The sequence below is a fragment of the Streptomyces sp. NPDC028635 genome (assembly GCF_040637635.1).
GTDB lineage: Bacteria > Actinomycetota > Actinomycetes > Streptomycetales > Streptomycetaceae > Streptomyces.
The window spans coordinates 60,193-79,089 of the sequence record NZ_JBEZWX010000017.1 but is presented as its reverse complement, the minus strand read 5'-3'; the positions used below and the strand labels follow the sequence as shown (position 1 = coordinate 79,089).

General features: G+C 73.0%; 18 protein-coding genes. 9 read left to right on the top strand and 9 right to left on the bottom strand.

The genetic code is table 11. The annotated features are described in order from the left end of the window. Window positions 1-125: 125 nt before the first annotated feature. Entirely contained in the window at window positions 126-737 is a 612-nt protein-coding gene (locus AB0E88_RS19980) for a hypothetical protein (protein WP_361632061.1), read from the bottom strand. A gap of 136 nt (window positions 738-873) precedes the next feature. On the opposite strand from AB0E88_RS19980, the gene AB0E88_RS19975 reads away from it, so the two are divergent. After that, a complete protein-coding gene (locus AB0E88_RS19975) occupies window positions 874-1,647 on the top strand; it encodes an IclR family transcriptional regulator (RefSeq protein WP_361632059.1) in 774 nt (257 codons plus the stop codon). Further along, a complete protein-coding gene (locus tag AB0E88_RS19970) occupies window positions 1,644-2,495 on the top strand; it encodes an SMP-30/gluconolactonase/LRE family protein (RefSeq protein ID WP_361632057.1) in 852 nt (283 codons plus the stop codon). The genes AB0E88_RS19975 and AB0E88_RS19970 overlap by 4 nt, the downstream gene beginning before the upstream one ends. 357 nt (window positions 2,496-2,852) lie before the next feature. On the opposite strand, the gene AB0E88_RS19965 is transcribed toward AB0E88_RS19970, so the two are convergent. The 6 genes from AB0E88_RS19965 to AB0E88_RS19940 form a co-directional block, all read right to left on the bottom strand. After that, on the bottom strand, window positions 2,853-4,268 hold the full coding sequence (locus AB0E88_RS19965) for an FAD-dependent monooxygenase (protein ID WP_361632055.1): 1,416 nt from the start codon (window positions 4,266-4,268) through the stop codon (window positions 2,853-2,855). Window positions 4,269-4,296: 28 nt separating this feature from the next. Beyond that, complete coding sequence (locus AB0E88_RS19960) at window positions 4,297-5,475, bottom strand: MAB_1171c family putative transporter (RefSeq protein ID WP_361632053.1); 1,179 nt, start codon at window positions 5,473-5,475, stop codon at window positions 4,297-4,299. Then, on the bottom strand, window positions 5,472-6,797 hold the full coding sequence (locus AB0E88_RS19955; RefSeq protein WP_361632051.1) for an MAB_1171c family putative transporter: 1,326 nt from the start codon (window positions 6,795-6,797) through the stop codon (window positions 5,472-5,474). The genes AB0E88_RS19960 and AB0E88_RS19955 overlap by 4 nt, the downstream gene beginning before the upstream one ends. Continuing rightward, entirely contained in the window at window positions 6,794-7,300 is a 507-nt protein-coding gene (locus AB0E88_RS19950; protein WP_361632049.1) for a toxin, read from the bottom strand. The genes AB0E88_RS19955 and AB0E88_RS19950 overlap by 4 nt, the downstream gene beginning before the upstream one ends. A gap of 151 nt (window positions 7,301-7,451) precedes the next feature. Beyond that, window positions 7,452-8,684 carry an MAB_1171c family putative transporter gene (locus AB0E88_RS19945; RefSeq protein ID WP_361632047.1) on the bottom strand — a complete coding sequence of 411 codons (1,233 nt, stop codon included), beginning with the start codon at window positions 8,682-8,684 and terminating at the stop codon, window positions 7,452-7,454. Next, window positions 8,681-9,253: a toxin-antitoxin system, toxin component family protein gene (locus tag AB0E88_RS19940; protein WP_361632045.1), complete on the bottom strand. Its 573-nt coding sequence runs from the start codon at window positions 9,251-9,253 to the stop codon at window positions 8,681-8,683. Before AB0E88_RS19940 ends, AB0E88_RS19945 begins: the two co-directional genes overlap by 4 nt. Window positions 9,254-9,518: 265 nt before the next feature. Between AB0E88_RS19940 and AB0E88_RS19935 the strand changes: the two genes are divergently transcribed. The 6 genes from AB0E88_RS19935 (at window position 9,519) to AB0E88_RS19910 (ending at window position 15,764) form a co-directional block, all read left to right on the top strand. After that, window positions 9,519-10,868: an extracellular solute-binding protein gene (locus AB0E88_RS19935; protein WP_361632043.1), complete on the top strand. Its 1,350-nt coding sequence runs from the start codon at window positions 9,519-9,521 to the stop codon at window positions 10,866-10,868. Further along, a complete protein-coding gene (locus AB0E88_RS19930) occupies window positions 10,865-11,806 on the top strand; it encodes a sugar ABC transporter permease (RefSeq protein WP_361632041.1) in 942 nt (313 codons plus the stop codon). Before AB0E88_RS19935 ends, AB0E88_RS19930 begins: the two co-directional genes overlap by 4 nt. Beyond that, a complete protein-coding gene (locus tag AB0E88_RS19925; RefSeq protein ID WP_361632039.1) occupies window positions 11,803-12,666 on the top strand; it encodes a carbohydrate ABC transporter permease in 864 nt (287 codons plus the stop codon). The genes AB0E88_RS19930 and AB0E88_RS19925 overlap by 4 nt, the downstream gene beginning before the upstream one ends. A 23-nt stretch (window positions 12,667-12,689) precedes the next feature. After that, window positions 12,690-13,655, top strand: coding sequence for an arabinan endo-1,5-alpha-L-arabinosidase (locus AB0E88_RS19920; protein ID WP_361632037.1), 966 nt, complete (start codon window positions 12,690-12,692; stop codon window positions 13,653-13,655). Between the two features lie 84 nt (window positions 13,656-13,739). After that, window positions 13,740-15,245: an alpha-N-arabinofuranosidase gene (locus AB0E88_RS19915; protein WP_361632035.1), complete on the top strand. Its 1,506-nt coding sequence runs from the start codon at window positions 13,740-13,742 to the stop codon at window positions 15,243-15,245. Window positions 15,246-15,302: 57 nt separating this feature from the next. Then, window positions 15,303-15,764 carry an Rrf2 family transcriptional regulator gene (locus AB0E88_RS19910; protein WP_361632033.1) on the top strand — a complete coding sequence of 154 codons (462 nt, stop codon included), beginning with the start codon at window positions 15,303-15,305 and terminating at the stop codon, window positions 15,762-15,764. Window position 15,765: 1 nt separating this feature from the next. On the opposite strand, the gene AB0E88_RS19905 is transcribed toward AB0E88_RS19910, so the two are convergent. Further along, entirely contained in the window at window positions 15,766-16,410 is a 645-nt protein-coding gene (locus tag AB0E88_RS19905; RefSeq protein WP_361632031.1) for a hypothetical protein, read from the bottom strand. Window positions 16,411-16,614: 204 nt separating this feature from the next. Between AB0E88_RS19905 and AB0E88_RS19900 the strand changes: the two genes are divergently transcribed. After that, complete coding sequence (locus AB0E88_RS19900) at window positions 16,615-17,265, top strand: DUF4360 domain-containing protein (RefSeq protein WP_361632029.1); 651 nt, start codon at window positions 16,615-16,617, stop codon at window positions 17,263-17,265. 114 nt (window positions 17,266-17,379) lie between these two features. Here AB0E88_RS19900 and AB0E88_RS19895 read toward each other — a convergent pair whose 3' ends face one another. Continuing rightward, window positions 17,380-18,870 (bottom strand): histidinol-phosphate transaminase, encoded by a 1,491-nt coding sequence (locus AB0E88_RS19895; RefSeq protein WP_361632027.1) that lies wholly within the window; start codon window positions 18,868-18,870, stop codon window positions 17,380-17,382. Between the last annotated feature and the right edge of the window lie 27 nt (window positions 18,871-18,897).

The window sequence follows — 18,897 nt, the reverse complement described above, 5'->3', positions numbered from 1 at the left end:
CTACCCCACGGTGGCTTCGCCTCTGCCGGGTTTCTGATCGTCGGCGGGTGCGGGTGCGGGTGCGGGTGGGGGTGGTCCGGTGGCCGGTCGCGCGGTTCCCCGCGCCCTCTTTCTTGGGAGCGCGGTCACCTCGGGTGTGAAGTGACCGCCGTGCGTTGCAGGAGGCCCCAGGTGAACTCCGCCACCACCTCGTGGCGCGCTCCCGCCGCGTCCGGGGCGGTGAAGGCCAGGCCCCAGCGGGTCGGGGCCGTGCCCTCGAGCGGGCGGGCGGGGGCGAAGGCGCGGGCCGCCTCGTCGACCGTGCACGACCAGGGGGTCAGGTCCTCCAGGGTGCGCAGGTCGGGGCCGGGGGAGTCCGGGGCGCGGACCAGCCACTCGTTCCAGACCGCGCCGCGCGGGCCGACGAGGACCTCGAAGCGCAGGTCGGGCCAGAGAGGGAGCGGCCACTGCCAGGCGGCGCACTCCAGGTCGCCGACAGCGCGCTTCGACTCGGCCTCCGGCGGGCCGAGCACCGATCGGTAGCGGGACGCCGCCGCGCGGGCCCGGGGCGAGCGGACCATCGCCTGCCAGCGTCTGTTCGCCTCGCGCATCTCGGCCAGGGAGACACCGAGGGTGCGGCGGGCGTCGTCCACCAGCTCCGGGTTGTGATCGGCCATGCGGCGCAGCAACACCAGCTGGAAGTCACGGCGGGTGAAGGGGGCGGCGGGGCGCGCAGAGGAGGGCGGCACGTCCTCCATCGTTCCTCAGACCGGCCACGCGCGTCCGGACCATTGCCCGGGCGATCGGGATATGACTAGCCTGTGTTCGTCATGCCGACCGCCTGTTGAAATATCGAACGCAGGCTTACTGACCACACAAGGGAGGGGGCCGGTCGTGGGACGCCTCGTACCTGCCGTGACCCGGGCTCTGGACATTCTGGAGCTCTTCCTCGACGGGGACGGCACGCTCTCCGCCCCCGACATCGTGCGCAAGCTGCAACTGCCGCGCACCACCGTGCACGAGCTGGTCACCACGCTCGCCGCCCGCCAGTACCTGGTCACCGTCCCCGGCCAGCCCGGACGCTACCGGCTCGGCGTGCGCCCGTACCAGCTCGGCAGCCGCTACGCCGAGCAGCTGGACCTCGCCGCCGAGGGGCAGCAGGTGGCCCGCGCCGTCGCCGAGACCTGCGACGAGACCGTGCACGTGGCGATCCTGGAGGGCACCGACGTCATCTACATCGCCAAGGTGGACTCCACCCACGCGGTGCGGATGGTGTCCGCGGCCGGCCGCCGGCTGCCCGCGCACTGCACCTCGGTGGGCAAGATGCTGCTGGCCTCCCTCCCGGAGCAGGAGCTCGCCGCCCGCGTCCCGGACGACGCCGAGCTGGTCGCGATGACCCCGAACAGCATCACCGATCCGGCCGCCCTGCGCGAGGCCCTGGCCGAGATCCGCGCGCGCGGCATCGCGGTGGAGTCCCGCGAGTCCAACCCGGACGTGTCCTGCGTGGCCGCGCCCGTGCGCGACCGCACCGGACGGGTCGTGGCCGCGCTGTCCATCTCCGTGCCGATGATCCGCTGGAGCGAGGAGCGCCGGGCCGAGCTGGAGCAGCTCGCCGCGAAGGGCGCCGCCGAGCTGTCGGAGAACCTCGGCCACCGGAGCGCGGTGTGAGCGGGCCGGCGTACGAGGTCGCGGTACGGGCCGAGGCGATGCTCGGCGAGGGGCCGACCTGGGACGCGGCCGCCGGCCGGCTGATCTGGCTGGACATCCTCGGCTGCCGTGTCCACACCTACGACCCCGTCACCGGCCGCCGCACGGTGCGCGCCACCGAGCAGCACGTCGGCGCGGCCAAGCCCCGCGCCGGCGGCGGCCTGGTGCTCAACCTGCGCGACGGTGTCGGTCTGCTCGACCCCGACGGCGCCTTCCGCTGGCTGCACCACGAGCCGGTGCCGGGGCGCCGCGCCAACGACGCCGCCGTGGCCCCCGACGGCGCGCTGTGGGCGGGCACCATGCGCTACGACGAGGCGCCGGGCGGCGGCACCCTGTCCCGGTTCACCGGCGACGGCGCGGCCGAGGGGGTCCTCGACGACGTGGCGGTGAGCAACGGCACCGGCTGGAGCCCGGACGGCCGCCTCATGTACTACATCGACTCACCCACCCGCCGCGTCGACGTCTTCTCGTATGCCGGCGGACGCGTGACGGACCGGCGGCCGTTCGCCGGGATCGAGGAGGGCGCCGGCTTCCCCGACGGCCTCACGGTCGACGCCGACGGCTGTGTGTGGGTGGCGCTGTGGGACGGTGCGGCGGTACGCCGCTACACGCCCGACGGCCGCCTGGACCGGACGATCGCGCTGCCCACGCCGAGGGTGACGGCCTGCGCCTTCGGCGGCCCGGACCTGACGGACCTCTACGTCACCACGGCCCGCGTGGGTCTGGCCGCACCGCATCCGACGGCCGGTTCCCTGCTGGTCGTCCCGGACGCGGGCAAGGGCCTGCCCCAGCCGCCGTTCGCGGGCTGACCGCGCCCGGGGCCGCCGGGGGCGGGGGACGGGGCGGTGGGTTCGCCACGCCGGCGGGAGGGCGGCCGACCCGCCGGGGGTTCCGCGTGCCGTGCCGGCTTCTCCTGCCGGGTTTCCCCGTGCCGCGTCGGCTTTTGCGGGCGGGGTTTCGGCATGCGGTCCTGGCTCGTCCCGCCAGGGTTCGCGCGTGCCGCGTCGGCTTACCGGGCGGGGGCTTCCGCATGCGGCCCCGGCCCCCACCGCCCGCCGGGCGCTGAGCCGCGCTCCGGCCCCGCCGCCCGCCGGGCGCTGAGCCGCGCCCCGGCCCCGCCGCCCGCCGGGCGCTGAGCCGCCCCCGGCTCCACCGCCCGGCGGGGCTCACCCGTGTCCCGGCTCCCCCCGCCCCGTGTGGTCCAGGTCTGCCAGGATCTTGCGTTCCGTCGGGGTCAGGGGTGGTCCCGACAGGGGCGGGAGCAGGGGGCCCGTGACGGCGGCCAGGAGTGCGTCGGGGCGCAGGAGGCGGGTCGGGCCCGTGCGCAGGCTGGTGAGGTCCCACAGCACCCGTGCCGCGTCGTAGGAAGAGGTCGCCGCGCCCGTCAGGCGGCGGGAGTAGCGGGTGACGAGGCGGTCGGCGACACCGGGCCGGCCGCCGCGCACGTCCGGGAACCAGATGTCCTGGCCGACCGCCGACGCCCAGGCCGCCTCCACCGCCCGGGCCGCTACGCGCTGCACCCGGCGCGCCAGGCCGGGCGCGGTGGGCCCGCCGCGCTCCAGCTCGCGGCGCAGCCCCGCGGCGCCCAGCGCGGCCACCGACATGCCCTGCCCGTAGGCCGGGTTGAACGTCGCCACCGCGTCGCCGAGCACCACGAGACCCTCCGGCCACTCCCGCACCCGCTCCAGATAGCGGCGGGAGTTCCGGGTGCTGCGGCTGACGTGCACGTCGCCCAGCGGCTCCGCGCCGGAGATGAGCCGCCCCACGATCGGGTGCGGCAGGTCCAGCGTGTACCGCAGGAAGCCGTCCGGGTCCGCCGGAGGCTCACCGCCGCGGGTGCCGGCGAGGCTGACCATCCAGCGGCCGCCCTCGATGGGCAGCACCATGCCGCTGCGGCCCGGCCGGGACACGTACGGGTCGGCCTGCACGACGGCCAGCGGGAAGTCCTCGGCGCCCTCGGGCGTGCGGTACACGCGCGTGGCGTTGACGAGCCCGGCGTCCACGGTTCTCTCCCGTATCCCCGACACCCCGAGCCGTTCCAGCCAGCCGACGATCCGCGAGCCGCGCCCGGACGCCTCGACCACCAGGTCGGCGGCGAACTCCTCCCGTCCGGCGCCCGTTTCGACCCGCACACCGCGCACACGGCCGCGGGAGCCGGTGAGTTCCAGCGCCCGCCCCCGCTCGATCCGGACCCCGGGGCGCTCCAGCACCAGGTCCCGCACCACCCAGTCCAGCAGCGCCCGGCTGCACGTGATCATGCGGGGCCCGCCGTCGCGCCAGCGCCGCAGCCAGCCCTCGGAGGTGAGCGCCAGCATGCCGGAGCCGAGCGGGACCTCGCGCGCACCGGCCGCCAGCAGCGCCTGACGCACGCTCACCCCCGGTATCAGCTCCTCCATCGCGGCCAGGCCACCCGGCATCAGCAGATGGGCGTGCCGGCCCTGCGGGAGCCCCTTGCGGTGGCCGGGACCGTCGGGAAGGTCGTCCCGCTCCACCACGACCACCTCGTCCACGGTGGCCGACAGCGCCGCCGCGGCCAGCATCCCGGCCAGGCCGGCTCCGATGACGACAGCTCTGTGCGGCATGGGGCTCCTTCGGTCGGCGAACGGGAGTTCAGCGGGGGGAGGCGGCCCTTACCGTACCCGCGCGCCCGGCCGCGTCGAGGGGGGAACGGGACAGCGCACGGGCCAGTTCCACCAGGCCGCTGGTGCCGGGAACCTCCGTGGCGTGCAGCCGGTAGGGGCTCGGCGTGTCCAGCGGCGGCTCCTGCGCGGCGGCCCGCCGGGTGGCGGCGGCCAGCATGGCGGCCTCCGCCTCGATCCGCGCCCGGTGCGCGGAGCGGCCGGCCCGCAGCGCCTCGTCCAGGGCGCGCACACGCACCCGCTCGTCGAAGTAGGGGGCCAGCGCGAGCAGCGCGTCGTGGATGGACACCTCGCGCCAGCGCAGCCGCTCCTGCGGCAGCCACCACCAACGGGCCTCCGGCTTGGGGGCGGTGGAGGCGAAGCGCACCGCGGACCACAGGGGGCGCAGCGTGCGGTTCTCGCCGTAGCCGCGCCACTGCGCGACGACCGCCGGCAGCAGCCTCGGCAGCACGAACCCGGCGGAGCAGATCAGCGCGCCGAGGGAGGCCATGGGCGGCGCGACGGTCGTGGACAGGAAGTCCAGGTCGTGACCGGACCAACGGGCCGCCACAGCGGCGTACTTGGCGGCCTGGAAGCCCAGCAGGTCCAGCAGGGCGCCGGTCAGGATCAGGCGCAGCCCGGCGCGCAGCAGACCGGTGACCTCGCGGCCCCACTTCAGGCACACCGCGCACATGGCGAGCATGGCCGCGCTGTGCCCCAGCAGGTACAGCAGGATCATCTCGCGCAGGCCGGGCGTGGTCGCGTAGTAGGTGTCGAGGTCGGTGAGCCGCTCGATGCGGGCGTCGGCGAGGGCGAACAGCACGACGATGGCGACGATCAGCGCGCCGTAGGCGGCGACGCAGCGCAGCACCAGCCGCCGCACGTGCTCCCGGGAGCCGCCGCGCCAGTTGATCAGCAGGATCAGCAGCGAGCAGCTGTACGCGGAGAGCATGCCGTACGTCAGCGGGGCGCCGAAGTTGGGGATGCCGGTCAGGTCGTTGACGGCGGCGAGCGTGAGGGGGGCGGCGCACACGAACACGAGCGAGCCGAGGACGATCGCCACGCACGTGGACACCGTCAGCGGGTCGCGCAGGGCGGTGCCGGGCCGGCGCAGGAGCAGCACGGAGGACAGGGCGAACACGCAGGCGGCCAGATACACGACGAGGCTCATCGCACCAGCACTCCGTCCGCGCCCCGCGCCCGCCCGCGCATCACGGCGAACGCGTCCGCGATTCCGGCCAGATCGACGGGACCTCCCGGAGGAAGACAACCCGGCTCGCCGGCCACCGCGACGAGCCGCGGGGGAGCCGGGTCGGCCGGTGCCGTGAGCCGTACGGGAGCCGGGTCGGCCGGTGCCGTGAGCCGTACGGGACGCACCTCCGCACGGGTGGCCGGTGCCGTGAGGCGGGCCGGTGCCCCGTCGGGCGGCGGCAGGTGCGGGTCCGCCGGCGAGGGCGGCCCGGCCCGGTCCTCCCGGTCCCGTTCCGCCGCCGCGGCGATCACCGCCGCCCAGGCCGTCGCGGCCGCGCCGGCTGTATCGCCGGTGGCCTCGAGCGCGGCCCGGTGGGTGCGGGCGTACAGGAGCGGGTCGTAGGCGCTGCCGAGGTGGCCGAGCGCGTTGTGGATGCTGGTCTGGCGCCAGATGAGACGCGTGGGCGGGGTGGCCCAGCGCGGCCGGGGCAGGCGCAGGGCGCGGCGGGTCAGGACGTCGTCCAGCGCCCGTTCCAGCGGCGCGAGCCGCACGTACGCCCGCCGGGCACGCTGCCACTCGGCGAGCCGGGGCCCGGCCAGCGGTACGAGGATGCCGACCGAGGTGAGCAGGGCGCCGAGTCCCGCCGCGGCCGGTGAGACGGCGGTGTCCAGCGGCGACCAGTCGTGCCCCGTCCAGCGGGCGCCCACCGCGACGAGCTTGGCGGCGCTGTACCCGGCGCCGCACAGCGTGCCCACGCCCAGCACGAGCAGCCCCGCGCGCAGCCAGCCGGTCACCCGGCGGGCCCACAGCAGCGCGGAGACCAGGGTGACGGTGGCGGCGACGAGGTGCGCCACCAGGTACAGCACGATCATCTCGGCGATGAACGGCGTCGTCGCGTAGTAGGTGTCCAGATCGGTACGGCGTTCCACGGGCGCGTCACCCAGCGCGAACGTCGTACCGATGCCGACGGCCACCCCCGTGTAGGCGATGATCCACCGGCGCGCCGTGCGCCGTACGCCCTGGCCGCCCCGCCAGCGCACGATCAGCACCTGGGAGGCGGCGCCGTACGCGGTGATCGCCGCGTACGTCAGCGGAGCCGCGAGGTTGGCGACGCCGCTGAGGCGGTTGACCGCGCCGATGGTGGGGGGCGCGCCGAGGAAGAAGCACAGTCCGGCCAGGCCCAGTACCGCACAGATGGCCCGCAGATAAGGGTCGTGCCGGTGGCGCACCAGGTCGGGCGCCTTCAGGGCGAGTCCGAGCCACAGCACGCCGCAGCTGAGGTAGTTGGTCAGGCCGTTCATCCGCGTGTCCCGCGATAGCCCAGCGCCGCCCCGATGCGGCCGGCGAGATCCTGGGGGCCGCCGGTGCCGTCGCCGCCGGCGGCGGACACCGCGTCGGGGGACGCCTCGAGCCAGGCCCGCAGCCTGCGGCCCATCAGCATCCCGAAACGGTCCGCCTCCTGTTCCTCGGCGAGGCTGAAGTCGGTGCGCGCGGCGACCGGCCGCGGCAGCTCACCGAGATCCACCGGCTCGTCGTCCCGCCGGTTCATGTGCCACACCTCGTGGCAGAGGATCACGATCTGGTGCCACACCGCGGCCCGCCGGTCGACGACCACGATGTCCTGCCCCTCGCGCTCCAGCCACAGCCCGCTCGCCGTGTGCGGCGGGAAGACCTCGCGGTGGACGGTGACCTCCCGGCCCCGCCAGGCGCTCACGGAGTCGACGAGTGCGGCGAACAGCGTCTCGGGGTCCGTGGGCAGGGGCACCTGCATGGGGTCGATGAGGGCGTCGGCGAGCCGACGCATCTCCTTGCTCGTACGCCACCTACGCACTGTTCTCGGCACCGTCCCGGTGTGCTCGTGCGGTCATCGTGCACTTTGCCAGCCCCCGTCGTGCACTATGCCAACCCCGGCGCCCCCTCAGCTACCTCGGACGCCAACCCCGGCGCCCCCACGGCTACCTCGTGCCCTGAGCGGATCCGAGGACGGCGGCGCGGGCGCGCACCGCCTCGACCGCGTCCCGGCGGCGCAGCGCACGCGAGACGGCGCCGATCTCCCGCAGCAGCCGGGCGGTGTCCACGCCGTCGGCCGCCTTCTCGTCCGCGTCGGCGCAGCGTCGTGCCTCGACGGCGTCGACGAGGGCGACCGCGGCGGCGAGCGCCCGCGCCCGTTCCGGGGGGTGCCCGAGGGCGAGGGCGGCGTCCTCGGCGTGGCGCCGCAGATCCTCGTCGAGGTGACGGGCCAGCGGGAGCAGGACGTCGCGGATGTACGTCTCGCGCCGGATCAGCCGCAGTTCGGGCGCGGCGCGCAGGACGCGGGGCACACCGCGGCCGTGCACGGAGCGCAGCAGCTGGTACAGCGGGCCGAGTTCGCGGTGGGCGAGCCGCACCCGCCAGCGGTCCTGAAGGTACTGTCCGATGTGCGGCAGGATGAAGCCGACGGCGATGAGCACGGCGGACAGTCCGGCGACCGGCGGCGCGGCGTTGGTGGAGAGCCAGTCCAGGTCGTGCCCGGTCCACCGGGCGGCGAGGGCGGTGAGCTTCGCGGCGTCGAAGGCGAGGTTCATGGCGTAGCCGCCGCCGAGGAGGACCAGTCCCCAGCGCAGCCAGCCGTCGAGTCCGTCGGTGCGCACCCAGTTCCAGATCAGCCGTGAGGTGATCAGGACGGCCACGCTGTGCGCGAGGAGGTAGAGCAGGATCTCCTCGCGCATGAACGGGGTGGTGGCGTAGTAGGTGTCGAGGTCCCGCAGCCGCTCCACGGGCACGTCGGCCAGGGCGAACAGCGCCCACAGGGCGACGATCACCGCGCCGTAGGAGGTGACGACCAGGCGCCGGGCGCGGCGCGTGGTCGCCGAGTGTTCGGACGGGCCGTTGCGCCAGGCGATGATCAACAGCAGGCAGGACCCGCAGAAGGCGGTGAGCAGCGAGTACACCAGCGGTGCGGCGATGTTGGGCACGCCGGTGACCCGGTTGGTCCAGGCGATGGTGGGCGGCGCGACGAACACGAACACCGAGCAGGCCAGCAGGAGCAGTCCGCCGACCGCGCGCAGCAGCGGGTCCTTCCACAGCCGCAGGATGGTGGGCAGTTTGACGGCCAGCGCGGAGGCGAGCACGAGCGTCGGGATCCACCAGAACGTGGTGTAGAAGTCGGTCACGAACGCCGACGGGGTGAGCGCCAGCCGTACCGTCACCGGGGGGTCCGTCCGCGCCCGTGGTAGCCGAGGGAGCGCTGCAGCGGGCCCGCCGGGCGCCCGTCGGCGGAGGCGGTGACGAGGTCCCGGCACAGCGCCGCGAGCCGGTGCCCGAAGTCGTCGGCGTCCGCCTCGTCGCGTGAGCGGGAGCCGCCGCGGGCGGCGGCGCCGAGCGCGAGGTCCGGCCAGCCGGGCCGCCCGGCCAGCGCGCGGGCCGCGGCGGGGGTGGCGACGCGGTGCCGGTGCCCGGCGTGCAGATGCCACAACTCGTGCCCGAGGACGACCAGTTGCTGCACCTCCTCGGCGCGTTCCTCGACGATGACCAGGTCGAAGTCCTGGAACTCCACCCACAGTCCGGTGACCCCGATGCCGTCCGGGAACTTCTCGAAGCGCAGGTCGACGGGCCGTCCGCCGCGCCGCCGCGCCATCGCCGAGCACAGTGCCCGGCACAGGTCCCGCACATCGCCCGGGCGTTCACCGGCCGTGCGTACGGCGGTGGTGAGGGAGGCGGAGAGGGCGCGCATGGACGAGCGGGTGCGCGAGCGCCGCAGCAGCGCCGTGATGCCCATCCCGCCTCCTTCCGCCGCCGCTTTCAGGGCTGTTCGAGCCTACGTGGCTGGGCGTGTCCGCGTCACGCCCTCCATCGGCCAGGCGCGCGGGGCGGGTTGGTCGTTTTTCGGCGGCCCGGGTGAAGTCGTGTCCGAACCATTGACGTCCCGGCGCTCCGACCTTACGTTCCCGTTCGAAGTTACGAGCGTCATTCGAAATACCGAACGGACGGGAATGGCGCTACGGGCAGCAGGGCACGACGCCCTCGAAACGTAAGGGCAGGCAATGGGACGACCTGGCCTGAATCGCAGGCATCTTCTGGCCACCGCGGGCGGCCTCGCCGTCGCGGGGAGCTTCGGCTTCGCGGCCCTCGGCACGGGCGCCGACGCGCTCGCCGCCGGTGCGCGCACCCGTGTGCGCTACTGGAACCTCTTCAGCGGCGGCGACGGCTCCAACATGATCGACATGCTGGACGCCTTCCGTGCGGAGAACCCCGACGTCGCGGTCAAGGACTCCACCCTCCAGTGGGGCAACCCCTTCTACACCAAGCTCGCCATGGCGGCCGCCGGCAACCGCGCACCGGAACTCGGCGTCATGCACCTCGGCCGCGTCACCGGCTTCTCGCCCGGCCGCCTGCTCGACCCGTGGGACGTCGAACTGCTCGGCAAGTACGGCGTACGCGAGCAGGACTTCAACCCGGCCCTGTGGAAGCGCGCGGTCATCGACGGCAAGCTCTACGCGCTCCCGCTCGACATCCACGTCCAGCTCTGCTTCTACCGCAGGGACGTGCTGAGGAAGGCGGACCTGATCGGCGACGACGGCCGGCTCGTCCCCGTCACGTCCCCCGCCGAGTGGTTCGACGTCCTGAAGAAGGCGAAGAAGGTCACCAGGAGCGGCCTGCAGACCATCGGCCTGTGGACCAACGACCAGAACTTCCAGTGGTGGTTCTTCGTCGCCTTCTACACCCAGCTCGGCGGCACCTGGTTCGACGCCGCGAACACCGAGGTCACCTTCGACGCCGACAAGGCCACCGAGGTCCTGGAGTTCCTCCGCCGCCACGTCACCGACGGCTATGTCATCCCCGGCGCCCCCACCGGCGAACAGTTCATCAACGGCGCCCCCTTCACCTGGGAGGGCAACTGGTCGGTGCCGGTCTTCTCCGGCGCGCAACTGGACTACGGGGCGACCCCGCTGCCGCCCGTCTTCGGCAAGCCGGCCACCCACGCCGAGTCCCACTCCTTCGTCCTGCCCCATCAGTCCGGCCGCGGCGGCGCCGCCGACGAGGGCGCCCACCGGCTCGCCGCCTACGTCGTCAGGCACGCCCTGCAGTGGGCGGCCGGCGGCCACATCCCCGCGTACACACCGACCCTGTCCACCGCCGCGTACCACAAGCTCACTCCGCAGCACGAGTACGTCAGCGCCATGGACCACCAGGCCACCGAGCCGAAGGTGTGGTTCGCGGGCTCCACCGGCATCCTCGCCCAGGACCTCGGCCCGATGGTCGTCTCCTCCACGATGGGCTCCGCCGAGCCGGGCACGGTCGCCCGGCGGATGAAGACCGAACTCGTGAAACTCCTCGCCTCCAAGAACCCGATGGACGGCCACACCGCCGCGCAGGGAGGTGCCCTCGCATGACGACGACCAGCGCGGAAACCGTCATCCCACCGGTACGGGCGACGACCGCGACCGCCGGCGCGGCCCTGCGCCGCAGACAGGGCTTCCAGCACGGGGGCTGGTTCGTCGCCCCGTTCCTCGCGCTCTTCGCGCTCTTCGTGATCTGGCCGCTCCTGCGCGGCATCTACCTCAGCCTCACCGACGCCGACATCACCGGCCAGAGCGCGAACTTCATCGGCCTCGGCAACTACCGCGAAGCCCTGAACGACGCGGCCATGTGGGACGCGCTCGACCACAGCGCCTACTTCACCCTCCTCGTCGTCCCCTGCATCACCGTCCTCGCCTTCGCCCTGGCGATGCTCGCCCACCACATCGAGCGCGGGAAGTGGCTGTGGCGGCTGTGCTTCTTCGCCCCGTTCCTGCTGCCCTCGACGGTCGCCGGAAACATGTGGCAGTGGCTGTTCACCCAGGGCATCGGCCTGTTCGACCAGACCCTCGGCACCGACACACCCTGGCTCACCGACAAGTCGTACGCGATGCTCGCCATCGTCATCGAGACCCTGTGGTGGACCGTCGGCTTCTCCTTCCTGCTCTACCTCGCCGCCCTCCAGGGCATCCCCGCCCACCTGTACGAGGCCGCCAGGCTCGACGGCGCGAACGCCTGGCACCGCACGGTCCACATCACCCTGCCGATGCTCCGCCACATCACCGGCCTGGTGGTCGCGCTCCAGATCCTCGCCTCGCTGCAACTCTTCGACCAGGCCGTCGTGATGATGGACTTCGGCCCCGGACCGGAGCTCAGCACCCGCTCCTTCGTGCAGTACACCCTCGAACAGGGCTTCACCAGCTACCGCGTGGGGTACGCCTCCGCGATCTCCGTCATCTTCTTCGTGATCATCGCAGTCGTCGCCCTGGCGCGGATGTGGCTGCTGCGCAACCGTGAGGAGGGTGGCCGATGACCACCGCCACGACGACCGTACGCACCAACTCCCGCAAGCGCTGGACCCCTGGCCAGATCGTCCTCACACTGCTCGGCGCCGCCGTCTCCGCGCTCTTCGTGGCACCGATCGTCGCGGCCCTGCTCACCTCGCTGAAGTCCGAGGCCGAGGCCGCCGAGATCCCGCCGCACTGGCTGCCGCAGCACATCACCGGCCAGGCCTGGAAGGCCTTGTTCGACACCGGCAACATCACCAACTGGCTGGTGAACTCGCTCGTCGTGTCCGTCTGCGTCACCGCCGTCGTGCTCATGGTGAGCGCGCTCGCCGGATACGGCTTCGCCCGCACGCAGTTCCGCGGCAAGGCGGTCCTGATGGGGACGGTGATGGCGGGCCTGATGATCTCTCCGGCCGTCCTCGGCGTGCCCCTGTTCACCACCGTGCAGCAGATGGGGATGGTCGACACCTACTGGGGCATGATCCTGCCGCAGTGCGCGCCCGCCGCGATGGTCTACATCCTCTACAAGTTCTTCCAGGGCATCCCGCGCGAGCTCGAGGAGGCCGCCTTCATCGACGGCGCCGGCCGCTGGCGGGTCTTCTTCACGATCGTCCTGCCGCTCTCGCGCTCCTCGCTCGCCGCGGTCGGCATCTTCACCTTCATCGCCTCGTGGAACAACTTCCTGTGGCCCTACATGGTGACCAACAACCCCGACCTGATGACCATGCCGAACGGCATCGCCACCGTCATGAACTCCTACGGGATCCAGTGGGCCCAGCTCATGGCCGGCGGCCTGATGGCCGGGCTGCCGCTCATCGTCGTCTTCGTCTTCTTCCAGCGCCAGATCGTGGCGGGTGTCGCGCACACCGGCCTCGCCGGCCAGTGATCCCCCGGACAGGAGCCGCTCCGTTGCAGCGCACCCGACTGGCGACCGCCGTCGCCGCCGCCGTCCTCGCCCTGATCCCGGCCACGGCGACCGCGGACGCCGCCTACCCCGACCCCCAGCCGATCACCGGACAGCAGATCGTCCACGACCCCACCGTCATCCGCCTGAAGTCCGGCGGCTACGTGGCCTATTCGACGGGCGGGGTGATCGGCGCCCGCACCTCCGAGGACCGCAGGCAGTGGGACGACGCGGGCAACGCCTTCGCGACCCCGCCGAGCTGGTGGTACCGGTACAGCGACACGGCCGACCCCTGGGCCCCCGACATCTCCTACCGCGACGGCCGCTACTGGCTCTACTACGCCGTCTCCTCCTGGGGCACCAACCACTCCGCCGTCGGTGTCGCGACGTCCCCCACCGGCCTGCCCGGCACCTGGACCGACCACGGCACGGCCTTCAGCTCCGAGAAGACCGACCCCTGGAACGCCATCGACCCGGCGGTCATCACGGCCGAGGGACGGCTGTGGATGACGTTCGGCTCGTACTGGACCGGCATCCGCATGGTCGAACTCGACCCGAGGACCGGCAAGGCGATCCCCGGAGCGGAGGTCCGCCACCTCGCCACCCGCCCCGACGCCCCCTACGCCGTCGAAGGCCCGTACCTCGTCCGGCACGGCCGCTACTACTACCTCTTCGCCTCCTACGACACGTGCTGCGCCGGCGTGAACTCCACCTACAAGATCCGCGTCGGCCGCTCCGCATCGGTCACCGGCCCTTACGTCGACAGCACCGGCAAGCCCCTCCTGGAGGGCGGCGGCGATCTGCTGCTGGCCGGCCACGGCCGCTACGCCGGCCCGGGCGGCGAGTCGGTCTTCCAGGACCGCGGCCAGGACTGGCTGGCGTACCACTACTACGACGCGACGGACAACGGCACGCCGAAGCTGGGCCTGAACAAGGTGACGTGGGATTCGGGCTGGCCCGAACTCCGCTAGGGGCGCGAGCAACTGCGCGACCAGCGACAACGAACCGGCACCCGCCGACGAAACAGAAACCTCCCTCCCCGAAAGGCGCACCCCGTGCACCCCGCCCGATTCACCCTGGACCCCGCCTTCACCGTCGGCGAAGTGAACCCCCGTGTCTTCGGCTCCTTCGTCGAACACCTCGGCCGCTGCGTCTACACCGGCATCTACGAACCCGGCCACCCCACCGCCGACGCCGAAGGCATCCGCACCGACGTACTGGAGCTGGTGAAGGAGCTCGGCGTCACCGCCGTCCGCTACCCCGGCGGCAACTTCGTCTCCGGCTACCGCTGGGAGGACTCCGTCGGCCCCGTCGAGGAGCGCCCCCGCCGCCTCGACCTCGCCTGGCGCTCCACCGAGACCAACCGGTTCGGCCTGTCCGAGTTCATCGCCTTCCTCAAGAAGGTGGGACCCCAGGCCGAGCCCATGATGGCCGTGAACCTCGGCACCCGTGGCGTCGCCGAGGCCCTGGAACTCCAGGAGTACGCCAACCACCCCTCCGGCACAGCCCTGTCCGACCTTCGGATCACCCACGGCGACAAGGAGCCCTTCGGCATCCGGCTGTGGTGCCTGGGCAACGAGATGGACGGTCCCTGGCAGACCGGCCACAAGACGGCCGAGGAGTACGGCCGTGTCGCCGCCGAGACCGCCCGCGCGATGCGGCAGATCGACCCGGCGGTCGAACTGGTCGCCTGCGGCAGCTCCAGCCAGTCGATGTCGACGTTCGCCGAATGGGAGGCGAAGGTTCTCGCCGAGACGTACGACCTGGTCGACCACATCTCCCTGCACGCCTACTACGAACCCCTCGACGGCGACGTGGACTCCTTTCTCGCCTCCGCCGTCGACATGGAGTCCTTCATCGAGAACGTCGTCGCCACCTGCGACCACGTCGGCGCCCGCCTGAAGTCGAAGAAGAAGATCGACCTCTCCTTCGACGAGTGGAACGTCTGGTACCTGTCCCGCACCGAGGCCGAGGTCAGCGCCCTGGACTGGCCGGAGGCCCCCCGTCTGCTGGAGGACAACTACAGCGTCACCGACGCCGTCGTCTTCGGCTCCCTGCTCATCGCCCTGCTGCGGCACGCCGACCGGGTGACCGTCGCCTGCCTCGCCCAGCTGGTCAACGTCATCGCCCCGATCATGACCGAGCCGGGCGGCCCGGCCTGGCGGCAGACGACGTTCTTCCCCTTCGCCCAGGCGTCGAAGCACGGCCGCGGGCAGGTGCTGGACGTCCGTGTCGACTCACCGACGTACGAGACGAAGCGCTACGGCGAGACCGACCTGCTGCACGCCACCGCCGTACGCGCCGAGGACGGCACCGTCACAGTGTTCGCGGTCAACCGCAGCCGCACGGAACCGCTGCCGCTCCAGGCCGCGCTGAACGGCCTCGACCTGACCCGGGTCGTCGAGCACAGCGCTCTCGCCGACGCCGACCCGGACGCCCGCAACACGCTCACCGAGCCCGAGCGGGTCGTCCCGCACGAAGTGGACGGCACGGCCCTCACCGACGGCCGCCTGACGGCCGTGCTGGAGCCGCTGTCCTGGAACGTGATCAGGCTGGCGTAGAGGAGGGTCGCACGGGCCGGGCGGGGGCAGCGGGGGCCCGGGCCGCACAATGAACGCATGAGGATCTCGGCGCGGGCGGACTACGCGGTGCGAGCGGTGCTGGAGCTGGCCGTACGGCAGGAGGGCGACGACCCGCTGAAGGCGGAGGCGATCGCCGCGGCCCAGGGCATCCCGCACAAGTTCCTCGAGGGGATCCTCGGCGATCTGCGCCGCGCCGGCATCGTGGACAGCCGGCGCGGCGGGGGCGGCGGCTACCGGCTGGCCCGGGAGCCGTCGGCGGTCACGGTGGCGGACGTCATCCGGGCCGTGGACGGCCCGATCGTCTCGGTACGCGGCGAACGCCCCACGGGCCTGACCTACACCGGCAGCGCCCAGCCGCTGCTGCCGCTGTGGATCGCCCTGCGCGCCAACGTCCGCAGGATCCTGGAGGGCGTCACGCTCGCGGACATCGCGGCCGACGCCCTCCCGGAGCCGGTGCGGCAGCTGGCGGCGGAACCGGCGGCGTGGGAGAACCCGTGAGTCAGCGGGCCTCGCGAAGGGCGCGGACGAGAGCCTGATCCCCCTGCCCGAGCAGGGCCTTCTCCAGGCTGTGGTCGTCACGCCGGCCGAGCCGCTCCCCGTGGGCGAACCCGTCCGTGTCCACGACCTGCCCGCACCACTCCCCGCGCCCCACCACATGCCCGTCGTAGGGCACGACACCGCCCTCGCCGAGCGCCACCCACCGCCCCTCGCGGTGACGCAGGGCGAGGACGTAGGTGTGGCCGGGCACGACGCGGGGTGCGTCACCGGTCAGCACGTCGACCCGGTCCCGGCTGCCGCGGGTGATCCTCCAGCCGGGCGCGACGTAGTCGAAGGCCGCGCCGAGCGCCGGGTGGGACCGCTCCCGGGACGCGTACGGCACGGACTCGGCGCGTATCCGCACGGTGCGCTCGACGGCGTACCGGTAGGGGCCCGAGGCCAGCTCCCGCCGCCCGCTCTCCCGCTCGCCGACCACCTGTCCGACGACCACGACGTCGGCGTACGTCACCCAGTCCCGCGCGGTCTCGGACGGATAGGGGTTGTCCGGATACCCGCACCCGTTGACGGTGTCGAGCCCGCCCCACCCGACGAGCACCCCACCGACCACGCCGAGGGCGGCCAGGGCGCCGACGAGGGCACCTGTCACGGACGATGAGGGCAAGCGGGATCTGCGCACCCGTTGATCTTGGAGCCCGCCCCGGCACCGGGCTGTGGTGGAAGCCATAACTCCGGTCACAGCCGTGTCACAGGAGGGCGCCGCGAATGACCGGAGGGCGCCTTCACGGATCCCTCACACGTCCCCGACAGTCGGTGCGACACAGTCACCCCCCACTGAACGGACGGAGAGACCATGGCCGGCGGACTCCTCCTGAGCGGCGTCCTCGCCGCTCTGCTCGGCACGGCACTACCGGCGCAGCACCCGTCCTCCGGGTTCACCGACCCGCCCCCGGACAAGATCGTCATCAAGATCGCCACGGTGAACGGCTCCGGCTGCCCCCAGGGCACCACCGCGGTCGCCGTCTCCGAGGACAACACGGCCTTCACCGTGACCTACAGCGACTACCTGGCCCAGGCCGGCGGCAACTCCGACCCCACGGCCTTCCGCAAGAACTGCCAGCTGAACCTCGTCGTGCACGTCCCCCAGGGCTTCACCTACGCCGTCGCGAGCGCCGACTACCGCGGCTTCGCCGCACTCCAGCAGGGCGCGAACGGCGCGCAGAGAGCGTCGTACTACTTCCAGGGCTCCTCGCAGACGGTGTACCGCAACCACCCGCTGACCGGCCCCTACAACGACAACTGGCAGGCCACCGACACCACGGACTGGGCGCAGCTGGTCTGGGCGCCCTGCGGAGTGCAGCGCAACTTCAACATCAACACGGAGCTGCGCGTGAACGCCGGGACCTCGGCGCCCGGCAAGGTCAGCTTCATGACGATGGACTCGACCGACGGCGACATCAGCACCGTCTACCACCTGGCGTGGAAGGAGTGCCCGGACCGCTGAGCCCGACGCGGGGGCCCCGCGGTCACCGTCACCGTCCCCCGGACGGTGACCGCGGGGCCGCTTCCGGGACCGCGCGGGCCGTCGAGCGCCGACGCGTGAGCCGTTGCCCCCGGCTCAGCCCGCCCGCCCCATCCCCGCCGCGTTCGGCCAGCCCGCCGCCGGGGCCGCCGTCAGGCCGTCCGGCATGCCCGTCGTACCGCGCACCTGGGCCGCCGTGAGGCCGCCCTGGGCGGGCACTCCCACGGTGGCGGCCGCCGGAACGCCCACCGGGGCCGCCGCCGGTATGCCGGCCGGCACTCCCGCCGGGATGCCCGCCGGGGGCAACGGCTGCGGCTGGGGCCACGGCTGGGCCGGCGGAAGCGGTACGCCCGTGCCGTTGGTCTGGCCGATCACCGGCACGCCCGTGCCGTTGGTCTGGCCGACCAGCCGGTCCACCGCCGCCGTGCCCGAGCTGTAGCCGCCCCCGGGGAACGGCTCGGCGGCACTCCTCGTGGACGTGCCGAAGAGGACCTGCTCCAGGCCGGACGCCAGGCGGCGCACGTCCGGCTGGGGGCGCACCACGAGCCGCAGGAAGCGGCTGGAGGAACCGATCTTGTTGCCGCACTCGCGGACCAGGATCCGGTGCCCGGTGAGCAGCCGGTCGCGCACCACCGTTCCCTCGGCGCCCACCGGCAGCCGCACGAAGAGGAAGTTGGCCTGGGAGGGGTAGACGGTCAGGCCCGGCAGGGCCGACAGCGCGGCCGTCATCTCCTGGCGGTCGCGGCGGACCTGCTGGAGGCTGCGCGCGTAGTCCCTGCCGTGCTCGCGCAGCATGAACACCACGTGCTCGGCGAAGGAGTTGAGGTTCCACTTCGGCAGCATCGACCTGACCCGGCCGGCCAGCGCCGGGTTGGCCACCAGGTAGCCGAAGCGGACGCCGTGCAGCCCGAAGTTCTTGCCCAGGCTGCGCAGGACGATCACGTTCGGACGGAGCACGGCCTCCTGGACCACGGAAGCGTCCGCCTCCGCGTCCGCGAACTCCAGGAACGACTCGTCCACGACCACCAGGTCCAGGTCCGCCATCGCGTCCAGGAACCCCACCAGCGCCTGTTTGTGCTGGTAGCCGCCGTCCGGGTTGTTCGGGTTGCAGACCACCGCCACCCGGGTGCCGCGGGCGCGGATGAAGTCGGCGTAGCGGGACAGGTCGAGGGCGAAGCCGTTCGCCTCCTGCAGCGGGAACATGTCGACCCGCTTGCCGGTCTCCATCGGCTGGTCGGTCCAGCGCCCGAAGGTGGGCACGGGCACCGCGAGGGACTCGCGCACCAGCAGATGGTCGATCCAGGTGATCAGCTCCGTGGAGCCGTTGCCCATCGCCACACAGCTCGGCGGCAGCCGCAGCAGATCGCACAGCTCTGCGGTGACCGTCTCCGCGCTGCTCGGGTAGTACGTGAGGATCTCCCGCAGCCGGGCCGCCAGCTCCTCGAACATCGCCGGGGTGGGGAAGTACGGATTGCAGGGGATGCAGAAGTCCAGCGGTCCCGCCCCGTCGCTCTCCCGCGTCAGCGCCGCCATCGAGGGACTGTGCGCGGCGTGCTCACGGAACAGCGAAGTGACGTTGTCTGCCAAGGGGGCCTCCGTGTCCAAGGGCGGCCC